At 63.5% G+C, this 15152-nt stretch carries 16 protein-coding genes; 2 read left to right on the top strand and 14 right to left on the bottom strand.

What is annotated here, in order from left to right; all coding sequences use genetic code 11:
* Positions 1-45: 45 nt before the first annotated feature.
* Both G8E03_RS10015 and G8E03_RS10010 read right to left on the bottom strand, forming a co-directional pair.
* Positions 46-1224 (bottom strand): RsmB/NOP family class I SAM-dependent RNA methyltransferase, encoded by a 1179-nt coding sequence (locus G8E03_RS10015; protein WP_240910325.1) that lies wholly within the window; start codon positions 1222-1224, stop codon positions 46-48.
* Positions 1199-1624, bottom strand: a complete 426-nt coding sequence (locus G8E03_RS10010; protein WP_166191207.1) for an MAPEG family protein — start codon at positions 1622-1624, stop codon at positions 1199-1201. Before G8E03_RS10010 ends, G8E03_RS10015 begins: the two co-directional genes overlap by 26 nt.
* Before the next feature lie 130 nt (positions 1625-1754).
* Between G8E03_RS10010 and G8E03_RS10005 the strand changes: the two genes are divergently transcribed.
* Positions 1755-2612 carry a lytic transglycosylase domain-containing protein gene (locus tag G8E03_RS10005; protein ID WP_240910324.1) on the top strand — a complete coding sequence of 286 codons (858 nt, stop codon included), beginning with the start codon at positions 1755-1757 and terminating at the stop codon, positions 2610-2612.
* Here the strand turns inward: G8E03_RS10005 and guaB are convergent, their stop codons facing one another.
* From guaB to G8E03_RS09960, 9 genes are all read right to left on the bottom strand, one after another.
* Positions 2613-4064 carry an IMP dehydrogenase gene (gene guaB / locus G8E03_RS10000; RefSeq protein ID WP_166191203.1) on the bottom strand — a complete coding sequence of 484 codons (1452 nt, stop codon included), beginning with the start codon at positions 4062-4064 and terminating at the stop codon, positions 2613-2615. It abuts the gene before it with no gap.
* 193 nt (positions 4065-4257) lie between these two features.
* Positions 4258-5199 carry an NAD(P)H-dependent flavin oxidoreductase gene (locus G8E03_RS09995; RefSeq protein WP_166191201.1) on the bottom strand — a complete coding sequence of 314 codons (942 nt, stop codon included), beginning with the start codon at positions 5197-5199 and terminating at the stop codon, positions 4258-4260.
* Complete coding sequence (locus tag G8E03_RS09990) at positions 5196-6221, bottom strand: phosphotransferase family protein (RefSeq protein ID WP_166191199.1); 1026 nt, start codon at positions 6219-6221, stop codon at positions 5196-5198. The genes G8E03_RS09995 and G8E03_RS09990 overlap by 4 nt, the downstream gene beginning before the upstream one ends.
* Entirely contained in the window at positions 6202-6861 is a 660-nt protein-coding gene (locus tag G8E03_RS09985) for a histidine phosphatase family protein (protein WP_166191197.1), read from the bottom strand. Before G8E03_RS09985 ends, G8E03_RS09990 begins: the two co-directional genes overlap by 20 nt.
* Positions 6862-6864: 3 nt before the next feature.
* The gene (locus tag G8E03_RS09980; protein ID WP_166191195.1) at positions 6865-8097 is read right to left on the bottom strand and encodes an acyl-CoA dehydrogenase family protein; all 1233 of its coding nucleotides are present in this window, start codon (positions 8095-8097) and stop codon (positions 6865-6867) included.
* A gap of 122 nt (positions 8098-8219) precedes the next feature.
* Positions 8220-8699 carry a MaoC family dehydratase gene (locus tag G8E03_RS09975; RefSeq protein WP_166191193.1) on the bottom strand — a complete coding sequence of 160 codons (480 nt, stop codon included), beginning with the start codon at positions 8697-8699 and terminating at the stop codon, positions 8220-8222.
* Positions 8700-8730: 31 nt separating this feature from the next.
* Positions 8731-9549, bottom strand: a complete 819-nt coding sequence (locus G8E03_RS09970) for a sulfite exporter TauE/SafE family protein (RefSeq protein WP_166191191.1) — start codon at positions 9547-9549, stop codon at positions 8731-8733.
* A gap of 104 nt (positions 9550-9653) precedes the next feature.
* Positions 9654-11012 (bottom strand): sigma-54-dependent transcriptional regulator, encoded by a 1359-nt coding sequence (locus G8E03_RS09965; protein ID WP_240910323.1) that lies wholly within the window; start codon positions 11010-11012, stop codon positions 9654-9656.
* Entirely contained in the window at positions 11009-12781 is a 1773-nt protein-coding gene (locus G8E03_RS09960; RefSeq protein WP_166191189.1) for a sensor histidine kinase, read from the bottom strand. The genes G8E03_RS09965 and G8E03_RS09960 overlap by 4 nt, the downstream gene beginning before the upstream one ends.
* A 106-nt stretch (positions 12782-12887) precedes the next feature.
* Here G8E03_RS09960 and msrP point away from each other — a divergent pair, with 106 nt between their 5' ends.
* The gene (gene msrP, locus G8E03_RS09955) at positions 12888-13847 is read left to right on the top strand and encodes a protein-methionine-sulfoxide reductase catalytic subunit MsrP (protein WP_166191187.1); all 960 of its coding nucleotides are present in this window, start codon (positions 12888-12890) and stop codon (positions 13845-13847) included.
* Here msrP and G8E03_RS09950 read toward each other — a convergent pair.
* The 3 genes from G8E03_RS09950 to G8E03_RS09940 all read right to left on the bottom strand — a co-directional run bounded on the left by G8E03_RS09950 (position 13844) and on the right by G8E03_RS09940 (position 15064).
* Positions 13844-14464, bottom strand: a complete 621-nt coding sequence (locus G8E03_RS09950) for a DUF1638 domain-containing protein (RefSeq protein ID WP_240910459.1) — start codon at positions 14462-14464, stop codon at positions 13844-13846. The two genes, msrP and G8E03_RS09950, sit on opposite strands and share 4 nt — an antisense overlap.
* Positions 14465-14529: 65 nt before the next feature.
* Positions 14530-14865, bottom strand: coding sequence for a YbjQ family protein (locus G8E03_RS09945; RefSeq protein ID WP_166191183.1), 336 nt, complete (start codon positions 14863-14865; stop codon positions 14530-14532).
* A complete protein-coding gene (locus G8E03_RS09940) occupies positions 14846-15064 on the bottom strand; it encodes a hypothetical protein (protein ID WP_166191181.1) in 219 nt (72 codons plus the stop codon). Before G8E03_RS09940 ends, G8E03_RS09945 begins: the two co-directional genes overlap by 20 nt.
* Positions 15065-15152: the final 88 nt, after the last annotated feature.

Genomic DNA, 15152 nt, shown 5'->3' with positions numbered 1-15152 from the left:
GGTTTAAGAGTTGTGGGTTAACGAGGCGTTAACATTGCAAACGGATCACGTCCGCTCAAGCCATGCCGCGAAAAAACCATCCCCGCCATTCAGCGGGCTGAGCGAGAGCGTGCGGCAAACCCGCCAGTTCCCGGTACGGTTCACGAAGTCGGTTACGGCATCCTCGTTTTCTGCGGACAACATGGAACAGGTCGCATAGACTAGCCGTCCGCCCGGTGCGACGAGGGGGGCGCAGACATCCAGAACCTGCGCCTGCGCCGTGCGCAGCGCCGCCAGCATCTCGGCGGTCAGCCGGATCCGCCCCTCCGGATCGCGCCGCCACGATCCGCTGCCGGAACAGGGCGCATCCGCGAAGACCAGATCCCAGTGCCGCCCCTGCAACGCAGAGGTCCCACGCGGCGTCAGCGCGGCCCCCGCCCGGCGGGCCCGCTCGGGCAGATCGCGCATCCGCTCCGGCGCGATATCGTGCACATCCACCGGTCCGTTCGACAGCGCGGCGAGGGACAGCGCCTTGCCCCCCGCGCCGGTGCAATAATCCAGAATCCGCTCCCCGGGACGCGGCTCCGCAAAGGCGACTGCTGCCTGACTGGAGGCATCCTGCAATTCCACCAATCCATCAAGATAGGCCCGTGATCGCGCCAGCCGTCGATCGCCTGCCGGGGCACGCAGGGCCGTCTTGCAAAGCGGAACCTGTTCCACCGTGATTCCGTCCGCCGCCAGCGCCGCCTCAGCCTCTGCCACAGAGCTACGCAGCAGATTTACCCGCAGATCCAGCGGTGCACGCCCCCGCATGGCCTGCACAAGGCCCGGAAAATCATCGCCGAACCGTTGGCGCAGGTCGCCCTCGACCAGGGATGGCAGGTCCGAGGGAATTTCCCCCTGAAACTGCACCGCTTCCTCCGCGCTCAGTTCATCCGGCGCGTGACCTGTACCGGTAAAGATCGACGCGGGATCGACGCCGGTCAGCCGAAGAAGTCCAAGAACCCGCAACCGCCCGCCATCACCGCCGCCGACCGCCGCGCTCGACCACCAATGTCGCAGGACATCGTGAACGATATCCCCGATCGCCCGCCGGTCGCCGGAACCTGCGAACCGGTTCGCCCGCCCCCAGTCGCGCAGCGCCACCGATGCACGGGTGCCTGTCCGTATCCGGTCCACGACCTGCATCGCGGCGGCATATCGCGCGGCGGGAACCATGTCAGCCGACCACCAGCGCCACGCCAAGCGACACCCACATCAACGCCAGCGCACCCAACCCGGCGACAAATATCTTGAACCGGGTGGGCAGATGGTTGCTGCCGACATGAATCATTCGATGGGCGAGCCGCGATACGAAATACAGCGCCGCGCCGATGCCCACACCCCAGTTCACCGCCCCCAGCGCGGCCGCCAGCGCGACACCGCCATAAAGGAGGATCGGCGTCTCGAACTGATTGTGCGCATTGTTCTGCCATGCCCGCACGTCCGACGCGAAATTCATCGGATTCAGCGCGATATCGCTGAAATCCGTCTCTCGTGACTTCAACGAGCTCAACCGTTTGCGCCCCATGGTCAGAATGGCCCAGAAGGTCAGGGCGACCTGACCGAACACGGCGAGGAGGGCGAGGGTCATTGCTGGGGTCATGGGTCGATCCTGTGTCACATCGGGTGGGCACAATGCTGCCGCGCGTATATGATGGCAAGGACGCCCTTGCGGCAAGATGGCTTGGCGTGGGGGTGATCCGTTCTAAGTGCGTTCCATGTTCCGCTTTGCTATGATCCTAATCCCCCTCGTCATGCTGGCTGGTGCCGTGTCCGCCGAGGTGCAGACACGCAAGCCCGGTGTGCGCGAATGTTCGCCCGATCTGTCGATCTGCATCGCGCCGGACCGATACCTTTCCGACACCTGCTTCGCGATGAGCGAGGCCGCGCGGCAAGCTGGGCTGAACCGTGACTTTTTCACCCGGCTGATCTGGAGGGAAAGCCGCTTCGACCCCAATGCCCTCAGCCCGGCTGGCGCGCGTGGCATCGCCCAGTTCATCGACGGCACCGCAGCCCTGCGCGATCTGGCCGACCCCTACAATCCGGCCGAAGCGTTGCAGACCTCCGCCCGGTATCTGGCGGAATTGCGGGACCGCTTCGGGTCGCTCGGGCTGGCGGCGGTGGCGTATAATGCGGGGGAACGGCGTGCGTCGGAGTTTCTGGACGGCAATCCCTTCCTGCCTTACGAAACGCGCGCCTATGTTTCCGCCATCACCGGCTTGGACGCTGAAAGCTGGCGCGCCGATCCGCCCGACCAAATCGACCTCAGCCTCGATCCCGCGCGCGACTTCTTTGCGGCGTGCGAGGCGCTGGATGTGCCGGAATTCGACGACAGCCCCGCCATGCAGGCCTGGGGCGTAATGGTCGCGGCCCCCCGCACCGACGCGGCGGCCCGACGAATCGCGGGGTCGCTGCAACGACGCTACAGCGTGCTGACCTCCGAAACGATGACGGTCACCCGACGCCAGGCACCCGGTCTGCCCGGTCGGCGCTATGTCGCACAGGTGACCCGCCCGGATCGGCCCTCCGCAATCACATTGTGCGACCGGTTGACCGCCAGTGGCGGGTCGTGCCGGGTGATCCGCAACTGATCAACCGTTCAAGCGGTAATTCGGGCTTTCGCGGGTGATCTGAACATCATGCACATGGCTTTCGCCCAGACCGGCATTGGTGATCTGCACGAACTGACAGTTGGAGCGCATCTGCTCAACCGTGCGATTGCCGGTATAGCCCATCGCGGCCCGCAATCCGCCCACCAGTTGATGCAGCACAGTTCCTGCCGCCCCCTTATAGGGCACCTGCCCTTCAATCCCCTCGGGCACCAGCTTGTCAGAGCTGACCTCTTTCTGAAAATACCGGTCGGCCGATCCGCGCGCCATTGCGCCGACGGAGCCCATGCCGCGATAGGCCTTGAACGACCGCCCCTGATAGAGGATCACCTCGCCCGGCGCCTCATCCGTACCGGCCAGCATTGAGCCGACCATGGCGCAGGATGCCCCCGCCGCGATCGCCTTGGCAAAATCGCCGGAGAACTTGATGCCGCCATCCGCGATGATCGGAACCTTGCCCGCGGCCTTGGTGCAGTCGGAAATTGCGGTCAGCTGCGGCACGCCGACACCCGCGACGATGCGGGTGGTGCAGATCGAGCCCGGCCCGATGCCGACCTTCACCGCGTCCGCGCCCGCGTCGATCAGGGCTTTGGTCGCCTCTGCCGTAACGACGTTGCCCGCCACGACCTGTACGTCTGCGTTCAGTCGCTTGACCCGCTGAACTGCCTCCAGCACGGCGGCGGAATGTCCGTGCGCCGTGTCGATGACGATCAGGTCACAGCCCGCGTCGATCAACGCCCCCGAGCGCTCGAATCCGGAATCGCCAACGGTCGAGGCCGCAGCGACGCGCAAACGTCCCAACTCATCCTTGCAGGCCTGAGGGTTCAGCACCGCCTGCTCGATATCCTTGATGGTCAGCAGGCCGGTCAGCTCATTCCGCTCATTGACGATCAGAACCTTTTCGATCCGCCGATCCCGCATCAGCGCCTTGGCCTGCTCACGATCCGCAGGTTCACGCAGGACAGCCAGGTTGTCGCGCGTCATCAACTCGCGCACCGGCGTGGTCTCATCATCGCAAAAATGCATATCGCGATTGGTCAGGATGCCCGCCAGCGTGCCATCCGGGTTTTTCACCGGGAAGCCTGTGATGCGATAGCGTTCCTGAAGCGCGCGCGCCTCACGCAGGGTCATGTCCGGCGTCAGGGTCTTGGGGTTGTAGACGATGCCGCTCTCGAACCGCTTGACCGCGCGAACCTGCCGGGCCTGTTCGTCAACGTCCAGATTTCGGTGCAAGACCCCGATGCCGCCGACCTGTGCCATGGCGATGGCCATCTTGCGCTCGGTCACGGTGTCCATGGCGCTGGACAACAGCGGTATGTTCATCGCGATGCGTTGCGTGACGAATGTCTGAGTCTCCGCGTCGGAGGGCTGAACCTCGGACGCGGCAGGCACCAGAAGAACGTCGTCGAAAGTATATGCGGGGCGGATGTCCATCGAAAACTCCTGCGCGATAGGCGGGTGGCGTTTCCTCAGGCTCTATTCCACGCTGCGCTGCAAAAGAAAAGACCCCGCGCGCGCGCCATTGTATCGACACATGCAGGAACGCCCCTGTCGCCGCCTGACTGACGATCCGCCGCAACCTTCTGCATCCGGCGCAACCACCCGGTCTTGGCGGTTCCGCGCGGGGTCACAGCGCCAGCCGCGCCCGTGCCGCCGCGTATTCCTCGGCCAGTTTTGCCACCAGTTCACCCGCTGGACGCACCGCATCGACGGCGCCGATCCCCTGACCGGCCCCCCAGATCTCCTTCCAGGCCTTCGGCTTTTCACGTTCGGAACCGAAGCTCATGGTGCTTGCGTCGCCGTCTGGCAGAGTGTCCGGGTCCATGCCCGCCGCCTTGATGCTGGCGCGCAGGTAGTTGCCGTGCACCCCGGTGAACAGGTTGGAATAGACGATATCGTCGGCGGACCCGTCCACGATCCCCTGTTTATAGGCGTCGGCAGCGCGGGCCTCATCCGTCGCAATAAAGGGTGAGCCGATATAGGCATAGTCGGCCCCCATCGCCTGCGCGGCGAGGATCCCGTCACCGCTGGCAATGGACCCTGACAACAGCAGCGGGCCATCGAACCAGGCACGAATCTCGCGCACCAGCGCAAATGGGCTGAGGCGACCGGCATGCCCTCCCGCCCCCCACGCGACCGCGATCAGACCGTCCGCGCCCTTTTCCACCGCCTTGCGCGCGAAGCGGTTGTTGATGACATCGTGCAGCGTGATGCCGCCCCACGCATGAACCGCATCGTTCAATTCGGCCCGCGCACCCAGCGAAGTGATGGTGATCGGTGGCGCATATTTTGCGCAAGTCTCCAGATCCTGTTCCAACCGGTCGTTCGAGCGATGCACGATCTGGTTCACCGCATAGGGTGCCGCTGGTTGGTCGGGATGATCGCGATCATGCGCAGCCAGCGCTTCGGTGATTTCGGCCAACCACTCATCCAGCTGGCTTTGCGGGCGGGCGTTCAGGGCGGGAAAGCTGCCCACGATGCCGGCCTTGCACTGGGCAATTACCAGCGCGGGGTTCGAGATGATGAACAGCGGTGCCGCCACAGCTGGGATGCGAAGGTTGTCTATCATTTGATCCTCATCAGAGCTGCTTGGGCAAACATCGGAACGTAAGCGCCCATTTTCAAACCGGATTCCGGGTTCGAAGCGTTGCCATCCAACGCGCGCTTCTTCACGCCTTGGATGATTGCCGCCATACGGAAAAAGGCGAAGGCGACGGGGTAGTCCAGATCGGGTGCTTCGCTCAAACCGACGCGCTTCGCGTACAGCTCGGCGTAGGCGTCGTCCTCGGGTATGCCCAGCTCCGCCCTGTCCACACCCATCAGCCCGCGCCCCTCGGTCCCCGGTGGCAATTGCCATTGCATGATCTGTGTGCCTAGATCGGCCAAGGGATGCCCCAGCGTGGACAGCTCCCAATCCAGCACCGCGTTGCACTGACCGGAAGCGTCGAACAACAGGTTGTCGATGCGCCAGTCGCCATGGGCCAAGCGGGCCGGACCCTCGGGCGGGGTTTGCGCGTCGAGCCACGCGATCAGCTCCTCCATCGGAGCGATCGTCTCGGTTTCGCAGGCGCGATATTGCTTGGACCAGCGCCCGACCTGCCGCTCGAAATAATTGCCCGGCGGGCCGTAATCGCCCAGGCCCACTTCCGCCGGATCGACGGAGTGCAGCGCCGCCAGCGTCGCGTTCATGCTGTCATAGACCGCGACGCGCATGTCACGATTCTCACCCTTTAGCCGGGGATCGACCCAGTTCTGTCCCTGAACGAAGGACATCACATAGAACATTGTTCCCAATACGCTTTCATCCTCGCACAGATGCAAGGCATCCGGCACGGGAACGTCGGTATCACGCAGCGCGGACAAAACGCGATATTCGCGGTCAACCGCATGCGCGGATTTAAGCAACTCGCCGTCCGGCTTACGCCGGATCACGTATTTTCCACTGGCGGCCGTGACGATATATGTCGGATTCGACTGACCCTGCGCGGTTTTTTGCACATCCGTGACCGGGCCGCGAAAACCGGGAACATGGGCCTCCAGATAGGGGGCAATGTTCGAGATGGTCTGACTGTCAGATATAGGTGCGGGCATGACGGCGATCCTCCGGGTCTAGATGCGGGCTGGCGTTGAACAGGGACAGGCGCAAACGCCCATCCTCAACGATCAACCGGTGCACGCTGGCATTGTGAATGTTTATCAGCAGGTCCGCTGTCGTGCGCGGATCGAGGCCGAGCACCCGCGCCAGGGTCACCCCGATCACGCCACCCGAGGTCACCAGTAGCGTGCTGCCCCCCTGGGCCACGGCGGCATCGACAACGGCCTGGGTGCGGGTGCAGAACGCCTCGTAACTCTCACCGGCATTTGAGATTTTACCACTTGCCCAGTGATCGAACAGGCGTGGAAACATCTCGATGAATTCACCGCGCGACTCTGCCGGCCCGCTGCCGGTGGCTTGCCTGTACTGCGCGGCAAGGCTGTCGAAATGCAGTTCGTTCAGGCGCGGATCCTCGGCTGCGGGGGGCACGGCGAATGTCTGTGCGATACCCTCCGCCGTTTCACGATGTCGCCGCAGCGACCCACGCGAGACGCGATCGACGCGCATGGCATGGGTGTGCATATAGCTGCCCAGCCAGCGCGCCTGCTCATGTCCCAGCGGGCTGAGCCGGTCGTAATCGTCGGTTCCGAACGACGCCTGCCCATGACGGACGAGAACGATTTCGCATTCGTGCAAGGTTCAGGTCGCCTGATTGGTGTAGGGCTTCAACTCCGTCCGCGCGACCTGCCGCCGGTGTACCGCATCCGGCCCGTCAGCCAGCCGCAAGGTGCGCACATGGGTCCAGGCCGCGGCCAAGGGCGTATCCTGCGAAATTCCCGCACCGCCATGCATCTGCACAGCCTCATCGAGGACCTCCAGCGCGACGCGGGGGGCCACAACCTTGATCTGGCTGATCCACGGCGCTGCGGCGCGCGCGTCGCCCTGATCCATCATCCACGCGGCCTTCAGGCACAGCAGACGGGCCTGCTCGATCTTCATGCGAGCCTCCGCGATTATGTCGAAATTCGCCCCCAGCATGGCGAGGGGTTTGCCGAAGGCCTCACGCTGAGTGGATCGACGGCACATCAGTTCCAGCGCCGCCTCGGCCTGTCCAATGGCGCGCATGCAGTGATGGATGCGGCCCGGTCCCAGACGACCTTGCGAAATTTCGAAACCGCAGCCCTCACCCAGCAGGATCGCATCGGCGGGAACGCGCACGTCGGTGAAGCGCATGTGCATGTGCCCGTGAGGCGCGTCGTCGTGGCCATAGACCTCCATCGCGCGCAGGATCTCGATGCCGGGCGTGTCGGCCGGAACCACGACCATGGAGTGCTGGCGATGCTTCGGACGGTCATCCGACGGGGTGGCGACCATGACGATATAAACCTTGCAGCGGGGATCGCCCGCGCCGCTGATCCACCACTTTTCACCATTCAGAACATAGTCCTGCCCGTCGCGCACACAGGTCATCGCCATGTTCGTCGCGTCCGAGGAAGCGACGTCGGGTTCGGTCATGGCATAGGCTGATCTGATCTCACCGTTCAGTAGCGGCTTGAGCCAGCGTTCCTTCATCTCGGGCGTGCCGTAACGCTCGAACACTTCCATGTTTCCGGTATCGGGCGCGGCGCAGTTGAAGACCTCCGCCGCCAGATGAACCTTGCCCATTTCCTCCGCCAGATAGGCGTATTCGACGGTGCTCAGGCCGTAGCCCCGCTCGGAATCGGTCAGCCAGAAATTCCAGAGGTTACGGGACTTTGCCAGATCCTTGAGCCCCTCCAGGATCTCCGTCTGGCGGGGGGAATATTCGAAGCGATTTCCGGTGGAGCCGACAAGTTCGAGGAACTCCTGCGAAAGCGGTGCGATCTCGGTCTGCACCATCTGCCGAACCTCTTGGATCAGCGGCTTCAGCCGTGAAGTAATGCCCAGTTCCATGTCGCTCTCCCCTATGATTTTGGGGGCAGAGTGACGCGGCGCACCGCCGGGGGCAAGAGCGTCGTGACGGCATTTTTTGGCAAACTGCGCCCTGACCGCGCCGCGACGGCGCAAGAAAACGCTCAGGTATCTGGCGTGAAGTACCCGCGCGATATCCATTTTGCGACCAGTGCGGGATGGTCGGCGTCCTCAATCTCGACGGTTACGCTGTGGTGAGAGGTCACCTGCCCGGGCTCCTCCTCCAGCGCATCGAGGGTGAAGTGCCCCCTGATGCGAGCGCCCGCCGGCACCGGCGTCAGAAACCGGACCTTGTCGAAGCCGTAATTCACCCCCATCACCGTGCCATCGGCCAGGGGCACCGCATCGTAAGCCATCGGAGCGAGGTAGGACATCGTCAGAAATCCGTGCGCGATGGTGCTGCCGAACGGTGCCTCGGCGGCGCGGACCGGATCGACGTGAATGAACTGTTCGTCCTGCGTGATGCGCGCGAAGTCGTCTATCAGTGTCTGGTCGATGGTGAACCATCTGGAGGTGCCGATATGCTGGTCGATCATCCGGCGCAATTCGGCCAATGGTATGCTGTGACGATGCGGAAGGCTCATATACCCGGCCTCTCGTTGCGAAGAAAACTGCTCACCCGCCCAGACCTGAGCGCAGCATGTTCATTGCCATGATGAAGATAAACACAGCGAAGATCATCCGCAGCGGCCGTACCGGCAGCGCATGGGCCAGCCGCGCACCCAGTGGGGCGGTGACGAGGGTCATGGCGATGACGATCAGGAATGCAGGCAAATTCACGTAGCCCACCGTCAGCGGCGGTGTCGCAACGGGGTTTCGCAGCAGGAAGCCAATGACGGAAGGCACGGCGATCAGGATGCCGAACCCGGCAGCGGTGGCCACGGCGCGGTGGATCGGCACGTTGCTCAGCGTCATCAGCGGCACGCCCAGCGAGCCGCCGCCGATCCCCATCAGGACCGACGTGATGCCTATACCCGGTGCCAGGATCGCACGCAGGATCCCCTTGGGCATTTCCCGCGCCAATGTCCAGTCCGACCTGCCGAAGGCAAAATAGCCAGCGATCAGCGCCCCCAGAACGCCGAAGATCAGTTGCAATGTCGCGCTTTCCAACCCGCCCACGGCCCAGACGCCGATCACCGCGCCGATGGCGATACCCGGTGCCCACGCCTTCAGGATACCCCATTCAACCGCGCCCTTCTTGTGATGCGAGGCGACGGAGCGGGCTGAGGTCACGATGATCGTAGCCAGCGAAGTGGCAAGGCAGACGCGCATCAACTCGTCACTGGCATAGCCCGCGATGGTGAAGACATAGAAAAAGACCGGCACCAGCACGATCCCCCCGCCGACGCCCAACAGGCCCGCCACCACACCCGCCACGGCACCCGTGAGCAGCAACAGAGCAATCAGCGGCAGCAATTCGGGAAGCGTTGTCATGGGGATCCTCGCTGAAACGGGCCAGATGTAGTAGGCCAGACGAAATAGGCCCGACAAGGGCTAAGGCCTCGCCCGCTCCTTCGCAAGCGTCGCGACACCGCAGGTCAGACGAAGTCGGCGCGGCTGATGCCGTATTTCGCCATTTTCTCATTCAGGGTGCGGCGCGGCAGGGCCAGTTCCTCCATCACCGGGGTGATGGCGCCGTGATGACGACGCAGGGCGGCCTCGATCTGAAGCCGCTCGAACGCCTCTACATGATCCTTGAGGGGCCGCCGGGACGCCCCCTCCAGCGTCTGCGCGGCCCTCTGCGGATCCGGTATTTCCTCCCCCATTACAGCGCGTACCGTGCTGGAACCATGGCGGGAGCGTAAAACGAAACGTTCAGCGATATTGATAAGCTGCCGGTGATTTCCCGGCCAGTCATGCGCCAGCAGCGACGCGGCGTCCTCCGCTCCGATATCGGGGCGCGAGGTGTCGTAATCCTGTGCGAAGCGATCCACGTAGTGCTCGAACAACATCATCACGTCCTGCCCCACGCTGCGCAGCGGGGGGGTGGTGATCTCCAGCGCGCTCAGCAGATAATACAGACCGGGTGAAAACTGGCCGGAGGCGACCTCCTCCGCCACTTTGTCATCCGCGATGGTGGCGATGCGGGCGCGGATCGGCGTGCCATCGGACATCTTGCCGTCGGTCAGGGTCTGGCCCAATCGGGCCTGCAGTCGCGCGGGCAAGGCGGCAACGTTTTCCAGCACCACCATCCCCTGCCCGGCCGCAATCAGCAGCGGCGGATTGCCGGATCGGTCGGGGGAGAAGACCCTCTCCTCGAAATGGGACGGGGCCTCCGCCGCGCAATTCAACGTCAGAAACGGTTGTCCGGCATGGGGCCCGGCGGCATGCAGCGCACGCGCGACCAGACTGCGCCCCGCGCCACGCTCCCCCGTGATCAGGATCGGGGCGTCGGCGTGGGCATAGTCCAGAATCGCATCGCGCAGGCGCAAGGTCGGCGCGCTGTCGCCCATGATCTGCCGCAACAGCACGGTGCCGTCGGCCAGCTCGCGTCGCAGCAGCCGGTTGTCGATGGTCAGACGGCGGGCGGCCCCGGCGCGGCGCACCAGATCGCTCAGCCGTTCGGGATCAAAGGGCTTTTCCACGAAATCGTAGGCTCCGGCGCGCATCGCCTCCACCGCCATGGTCACGTCACCGTGGCCTGTGATCAGGATGACCGGCAGCGATCGGTCCTTTTTCTGCAACAGCGTGAGCAGTTCCAGCCCGTCGATTCCGGGCATCCGCACGTCCGAGATCACGACACCCGGATAGTCGGCATCGATCTGATCGAGGGCGGCGGTCGCGCAATCGAACGTGCGTGGAGCAAAGCCCGACAGGTCCAGCCACTGGCTGACCGAGGCGCGCATGTCCTCCTCATCGTCGATGATGGTCACTGGCATCCGGTCTGGATCGCTCATGGTTCCGTCCCCCCTGCTGCACGGATCAATGGTAGGCTTACCTCGAACACCGCACCGCCATCCACAGCGTTTCGTGCGGTGAGGTTGCCGCCCAGATCGCGCACGATTCCGGCGGAAATGGCAAGGCCGAGGCCAACCCCCTCGCCCGGTGCCTTGGTTGTGAAAAACGGCTCGAACAGCTTCGCCGCCGTACCCTGGAACCCCGGCCCCGCGTCGCGGACCTGTATCCGCGCAAGGTTGGGGCCAGAAAATACCTCGATGGTAATAACCGGCTCCGGAACCGAGCGCATCGCATCCGCCGCGTTGCGCAGCAGATTGATCAGCACCTGTTCCAGCCGCATGGAATCAGCACGAACCATCACGGGCGTGTCGGGCATGCTGCGAATGATCTCGATCCGGCTCTGCCCGATCTGAGGCGCCATAATTGCCAGCGCCGCGGACACGCAGGTGCGCACGTCCACCTCCCCCAACTCGGACGTACCCTTGCGGGCGAAGGTCTTGAGCTGGCCGGTGATGGTGGCCATCCGCGTGATCAGATCGTCGATACGTTGGAAGGAGGTCATTGCCTCCTCCGGCCGGTTGCGCTTCATCAGCAGTTGCGCGCCCGCCAGATAGGTCTTCATCGCGGCCAGCGGCTGGTTCAATTCATGACTGACAGCGGCGGACATCTGCCCCAACGCGGCGAGGCGGGAGGATTGTTCGAGTGATTCCTCCGCCTCCTGCAAGCTCTGCTCGATGCGCAGACGTTCCTCAATTTCCGATCCGAGGCGAACGTTGAGCGCGCGCAGCTCCTCGGACTCACGCTGAAGCTGTAGCGATCTTCGCGCGACGCGCCGTGAAATGACGTAAAGGCCGAGCGCAACCAGCAGTGACATGCCCATGATTTCCAAGGCCAGAACGCCGGTCACACGTTCGCGAACCTCGGAAATCGGGGCGAGATAGGTGACCGTCCACCCCCGGAAATCGACCTCCCGATCTATGCGCAGGAACACCTCGTCGTCGATGGCGACCTGGGGGCCCGCATTGCTTGGGTCCAGCGACAGCATGGGAAGCAGGCCAAACCGCCCCGCGCCCTGCACCGACAAGGGGTCGAGAAACGGCGACAGCGAGCGATAGCGCCATTCGGCCCGTGACGACAGCAGGATCAGATCCTCCGCATTCGTGACGAAAACCTGATCGGCGCTGGACACCCATTCATCCTGCAACCCGGCCAGATCCAGTTCGATCACCACGACGCCCAGGATCGTCCCGCTTTGCTGGATGCGCCGGGCAAAGAAGAACCGCTGCTCCGTATCGGACACGGCTACGGTGGCAAAAACCGATACGTCCTGATCGAGGGCAAGCTGAAAATACGGGGCCACCCCGTGGTTGATCTGCCGATCAATGGACTGCGTATCGGCCACCGGCGTTCCGGTCGCGGTATAAAGCGATATGCTGAGCGCGCCGGTCGTGGACTGCACGCCCCCCAGCGTCAGCAAAGTCTGTTCGCTGGGCGCGCCGGTCAGGGCGGACAGCAAAAGCCGGTCCTGCGCCAACAGGGCGGACGCGACGGTATAGGTCTTGAGCACCGATTCGATGGCGTTTGCATAAAGCGTGGAGCGCACCGACGCCCGATTGCCGAGCGCGGTCATGTACCGATCCGTCAGCACCAGCCAGCTGGCCCACAGCAGCACCACAGAGAACACCAACGCCAAAGCACCCAGCACGACCTGCGCGCGTGGCACACGACGCAGGCGTGCGGTAAAAGGATCCGATGGGCGGTGTCTCATCGACCGGAACGTAGGTCGGGCTGCGCGCTCAAGCAACTTTGATTGGGTGCAAATCGTTCTATTTGCTACGCAGAGACGAAAGCCACACGCGCGAGAGGATTATTCCATGCACTATCATCGCCGCCCAAGCTGGGCGATCGCCGATTCCAGCGTCACGCCTGAGCATGTCTTTCTGAATCGGCGGGCGTTGCTGGCCGGCATGGGAATGGGCGCGGGACTGCTGGCCCTGCCCGGTCGTGGGCGGGCGGAGGCTGGAATCTCACCTTTGGAGGCACCGCAAAATCCCGCCTTCGCGGATGCCGGTCGCCCTGCAACCGACGAATCGTTAACTGCATTCTACAACAATTATTACGAATTCGGCTCCTCCAAGCGGATTGCTGATGAGGCGCAGAAACTCGACGTCACCGGATGGAAGGTCAAGATCGCCGGTCTGGTCGAGGAAGAGTTCGAGATCGACTTTCAGGATCTGATGGGCCGCATGCCGCTGGAGGATCGCAATTATCGCCACCGTTGCGTCGAAGCCTGGTCGATGGTCGCACCCTGGACCGGCTTCCCCCTGTCCAAGCTGGTCGAATTGGCCAAGCCGCTATCCAGCGCGACTTACGTGAAGTTCCAGACCTTCCTCGACCCCGATGTGGCCACCGAACAGCGCGCGACCTGGTGGCCCTGGCCCTATACCGAGGGTCTGACAATCGACGAGGCGATGAACGAATTGAGCTTCATGGTCGTCGGCGCCTATGGCAAGGAATTGCACAAGCAGTTCGGTGCTCCCATGCGCCTGCACACCCCGTGGAAATTCGGCTTCAAGTCCATCAAGGCCATCGACCGGATCGAATTCACCGATGAACGCCCCCTCAGCTTCTGGGAGGAACTGGCCGAGAACGAATACGGATTCTGGGCAAACGTGAACCCCGAAGTGCCCCACCCCCGCTGGAGCCAGGCGGACGAGCTGGTTCTTGGCACCGATGAGCGGGTGCCGACCCGGCTGTACAATGGATACGAGGAGCAGGTGGCGGCGATGTATGGCGACCTGCCGCAAAGCGTTGGGGAACGGTTCTGGCGTTAAAGCCCTGACAGGGCGGTCGCCAGATCGCCATAACCGGTAAAGCGCCGCTCGAACCGCAATCCCAGCGTTTCGGCGGCGCTTTCGGCCTTTCTGGTCAGGCTATCGTCATCGGTCTGGGCCAGATAAACCAGCCGTTCGTAATTGCCGAAATACAGGTCCTTGAGTTCGGGATGCGCCGCCAGCCCCAACGGTTTTGTGACGAAGGTATCGAATTGCCGGGCCAGAAAATCGGTCAGGTAGAAGCTGGTGACCTCCTGCCGCGCGGCCTGCTGTTCCACCCCCTCGAAAAAGGCGTAGCAATGCGGGCCGGGCAAACGGGCGACATCGTGTCGACGGCACACTTCATCCAGTGCACCCCCGGTTCCGCAATCGGCATATAGGATGAAAATCTCCTCGTAGCCGTCGGATTTGGCGAGATAAATCTCTCGCTCGACTGCGGGTGCGATCTGCTCCGGATGGTTGTGCAGAATGGCGGGCAGGCAGCGCAGCGCAAAATGTTCTGCCCCGTTGGCGCGGTTCACGGCGAGGATTTCGCGGGCCAGCGCGCCACAGGCGATAAGTGCGACACGCCCCGCACCGACATTCGTCCGCTGGTGGGTCAGCGTGTCCACGTCCAACGGGCCGCGGGCGAGAGGCGCAGCCGCGCGCGATTGCAAACGCGCCGTGCGTCCGCCGCGCCGGGTCACGCCAACCGTACGGCCGTGCCGTAGAACACCACTTCGGACGCCTGCTGCGTAATGGTGGAGGTTTGCATCCGTACGCCGACCACTGCATCGGCACCCAGAGCGCGAGCCTCCGCGATCATCCGGTCCATGGCCTGTTCCCGGCTGGCGGCGAGCAGTTGCTGATATTCGCGGATCTCGCCCCCCACCAGATTGCGCAGGGATGCCACAATGTCCGAGCCCATATGCTTGGCCCGGACGGTGGAGCCGCGCACCAGCCCAAGCGCCGCCACGACCTCGCGCCCGGGAACGGTGTCTATGGTCAAAACGGGAAGATTAGCGTTCGATACGGTCATAGTAGTCGTCCTCAACGTTGGTGAGGCGGTCGCGGATCACCCTCACGCAGATATAGGCCACCAGCGCAAGAACCGGTACGATGGCGATCAACAGGGGCGGCATCGTGATCGCCGCGCTGAGAAGCAGACCGACATAGACGGTGATGCCCGCCGCCGCCATAGCGGCCACGACGATCAGAACGAAACGGTCAAGTGGCATTGCATCCTCCCCATCGGGCCGGAACGACCCCCGGTCACGATATAGGAAGCCGAGGCCAGACGATACAGGGCAGCCAGTACGACACAAA

The organism is Pontivivens nitratireducens (genome assembly GCF_011290545.1).
Classification (GTDB): domain Bacteria; phylum Pseudomonadota; class Alphaproteobacteria; order Rhodobacterales; family Rhodobacteraceae; genus Pontivivens; species Pontivivens nitratireducens.
The sequence above is the reverse complement of the archived record's forward strand: the minus strand, read 5'-3'. Positions and strand labels throughout refer to the sequence as shown.

Excerpts from the sequence above, each read along its gene's own strand:
- msrP (WP_166191187.1), top strand. The coding sequence starts at position 12,888 with ATGCACTATCATCGCCGCCCAAGCTGGGCGATCGCCGATTCCAGCGTC.
- guaB (WP_166191203.1), bottom strand. The coding sequence starts at position 4,064 with ATGGACATCCGCCCCGCATATACTTTCGACGACGTTCTTCTGGTGCCT.
- G8E03_RS09990 (WP_166191199.1), bottom strand. The coding sequence starts at position 6,221 with ATGCCCGCACCTATATCTGACAGTCAGACCATCTCGAACATTGCCCCC.
- G8E03_RS09995 (WP_166191201.1), bottom strand. The coding sequence starts at position 5,199 with ATGATAGACAACCTTCGCATCCCAGCTGTGGCGGCACCGCTGTTCATC.
- G8E03_RS09945 (WP_166191183.1), bottom strand. The coding sequence starts at position 14,865 with ATGACCGTATCGAACGCTAATCTTCCCGTTTTGACCATAGACACCGTT.
- G8E03_RS10005 (WP_240910324.1), top strand. The coding sequence starts at position 1,755 with ATGATCCTAATCCCCCTCGTCATGCTGGCTGGTGCCGTGTCCGCCGAG.
- G8E03_RS09980 (WP_166191195.1), bottom strand. The coding sequence starts at position 8,097 with ATGGAACTGGGCATTACTTCACGGCTGAAGCCGCTGATCCAAGAGGTT.
- G8E03_RS09970 (WP_166191191.1), bottom strand. The coding sequence starts at position 9,549 with ATGACAACGCTTCCCGAATTGCTGCCGCTGATTGCTCTGTTGCTGCTC.
- G8E03_RS09965 (WP_240910323.1), bottom strand. The coding sequence starts at position 11,012 with ATGAGCGATCCAGACCGGATGCCAGTGACCATCATCGACGATGAGGAG.
- G8E03_RS09940 (WP_166191181.1), bottom strand. The coding sequence starts at position 15,064 with ATGCCACTTGACCGTTTCGTTCTGATCGTCGTGGCCGCTATGGCGGCG.
- G8E03_RS10010 (WP_166191207.1), bottom strand. The coding sequence starts at position 1,624 with ATGACCCCAGCAATGACCCTCGCCCTCCTCGCCGTGTTCGGTCAGGTC.
- G8E03_RS09960 (WP_166191189.1), bottom strand. The coding sequence starts at position 12,781 with ATGAGACACCGCCCATCGGATCCTTTTACCGCACGCCTGCGTCGTGTG.
- G8E03_RS09975 (WP_166191193.1), bottom strand. The coding sequence starts at position 8,699 with ATGAGCCTTCCGCATCGTCACAGCATACCATTGGCCGAATTGCGCCGG.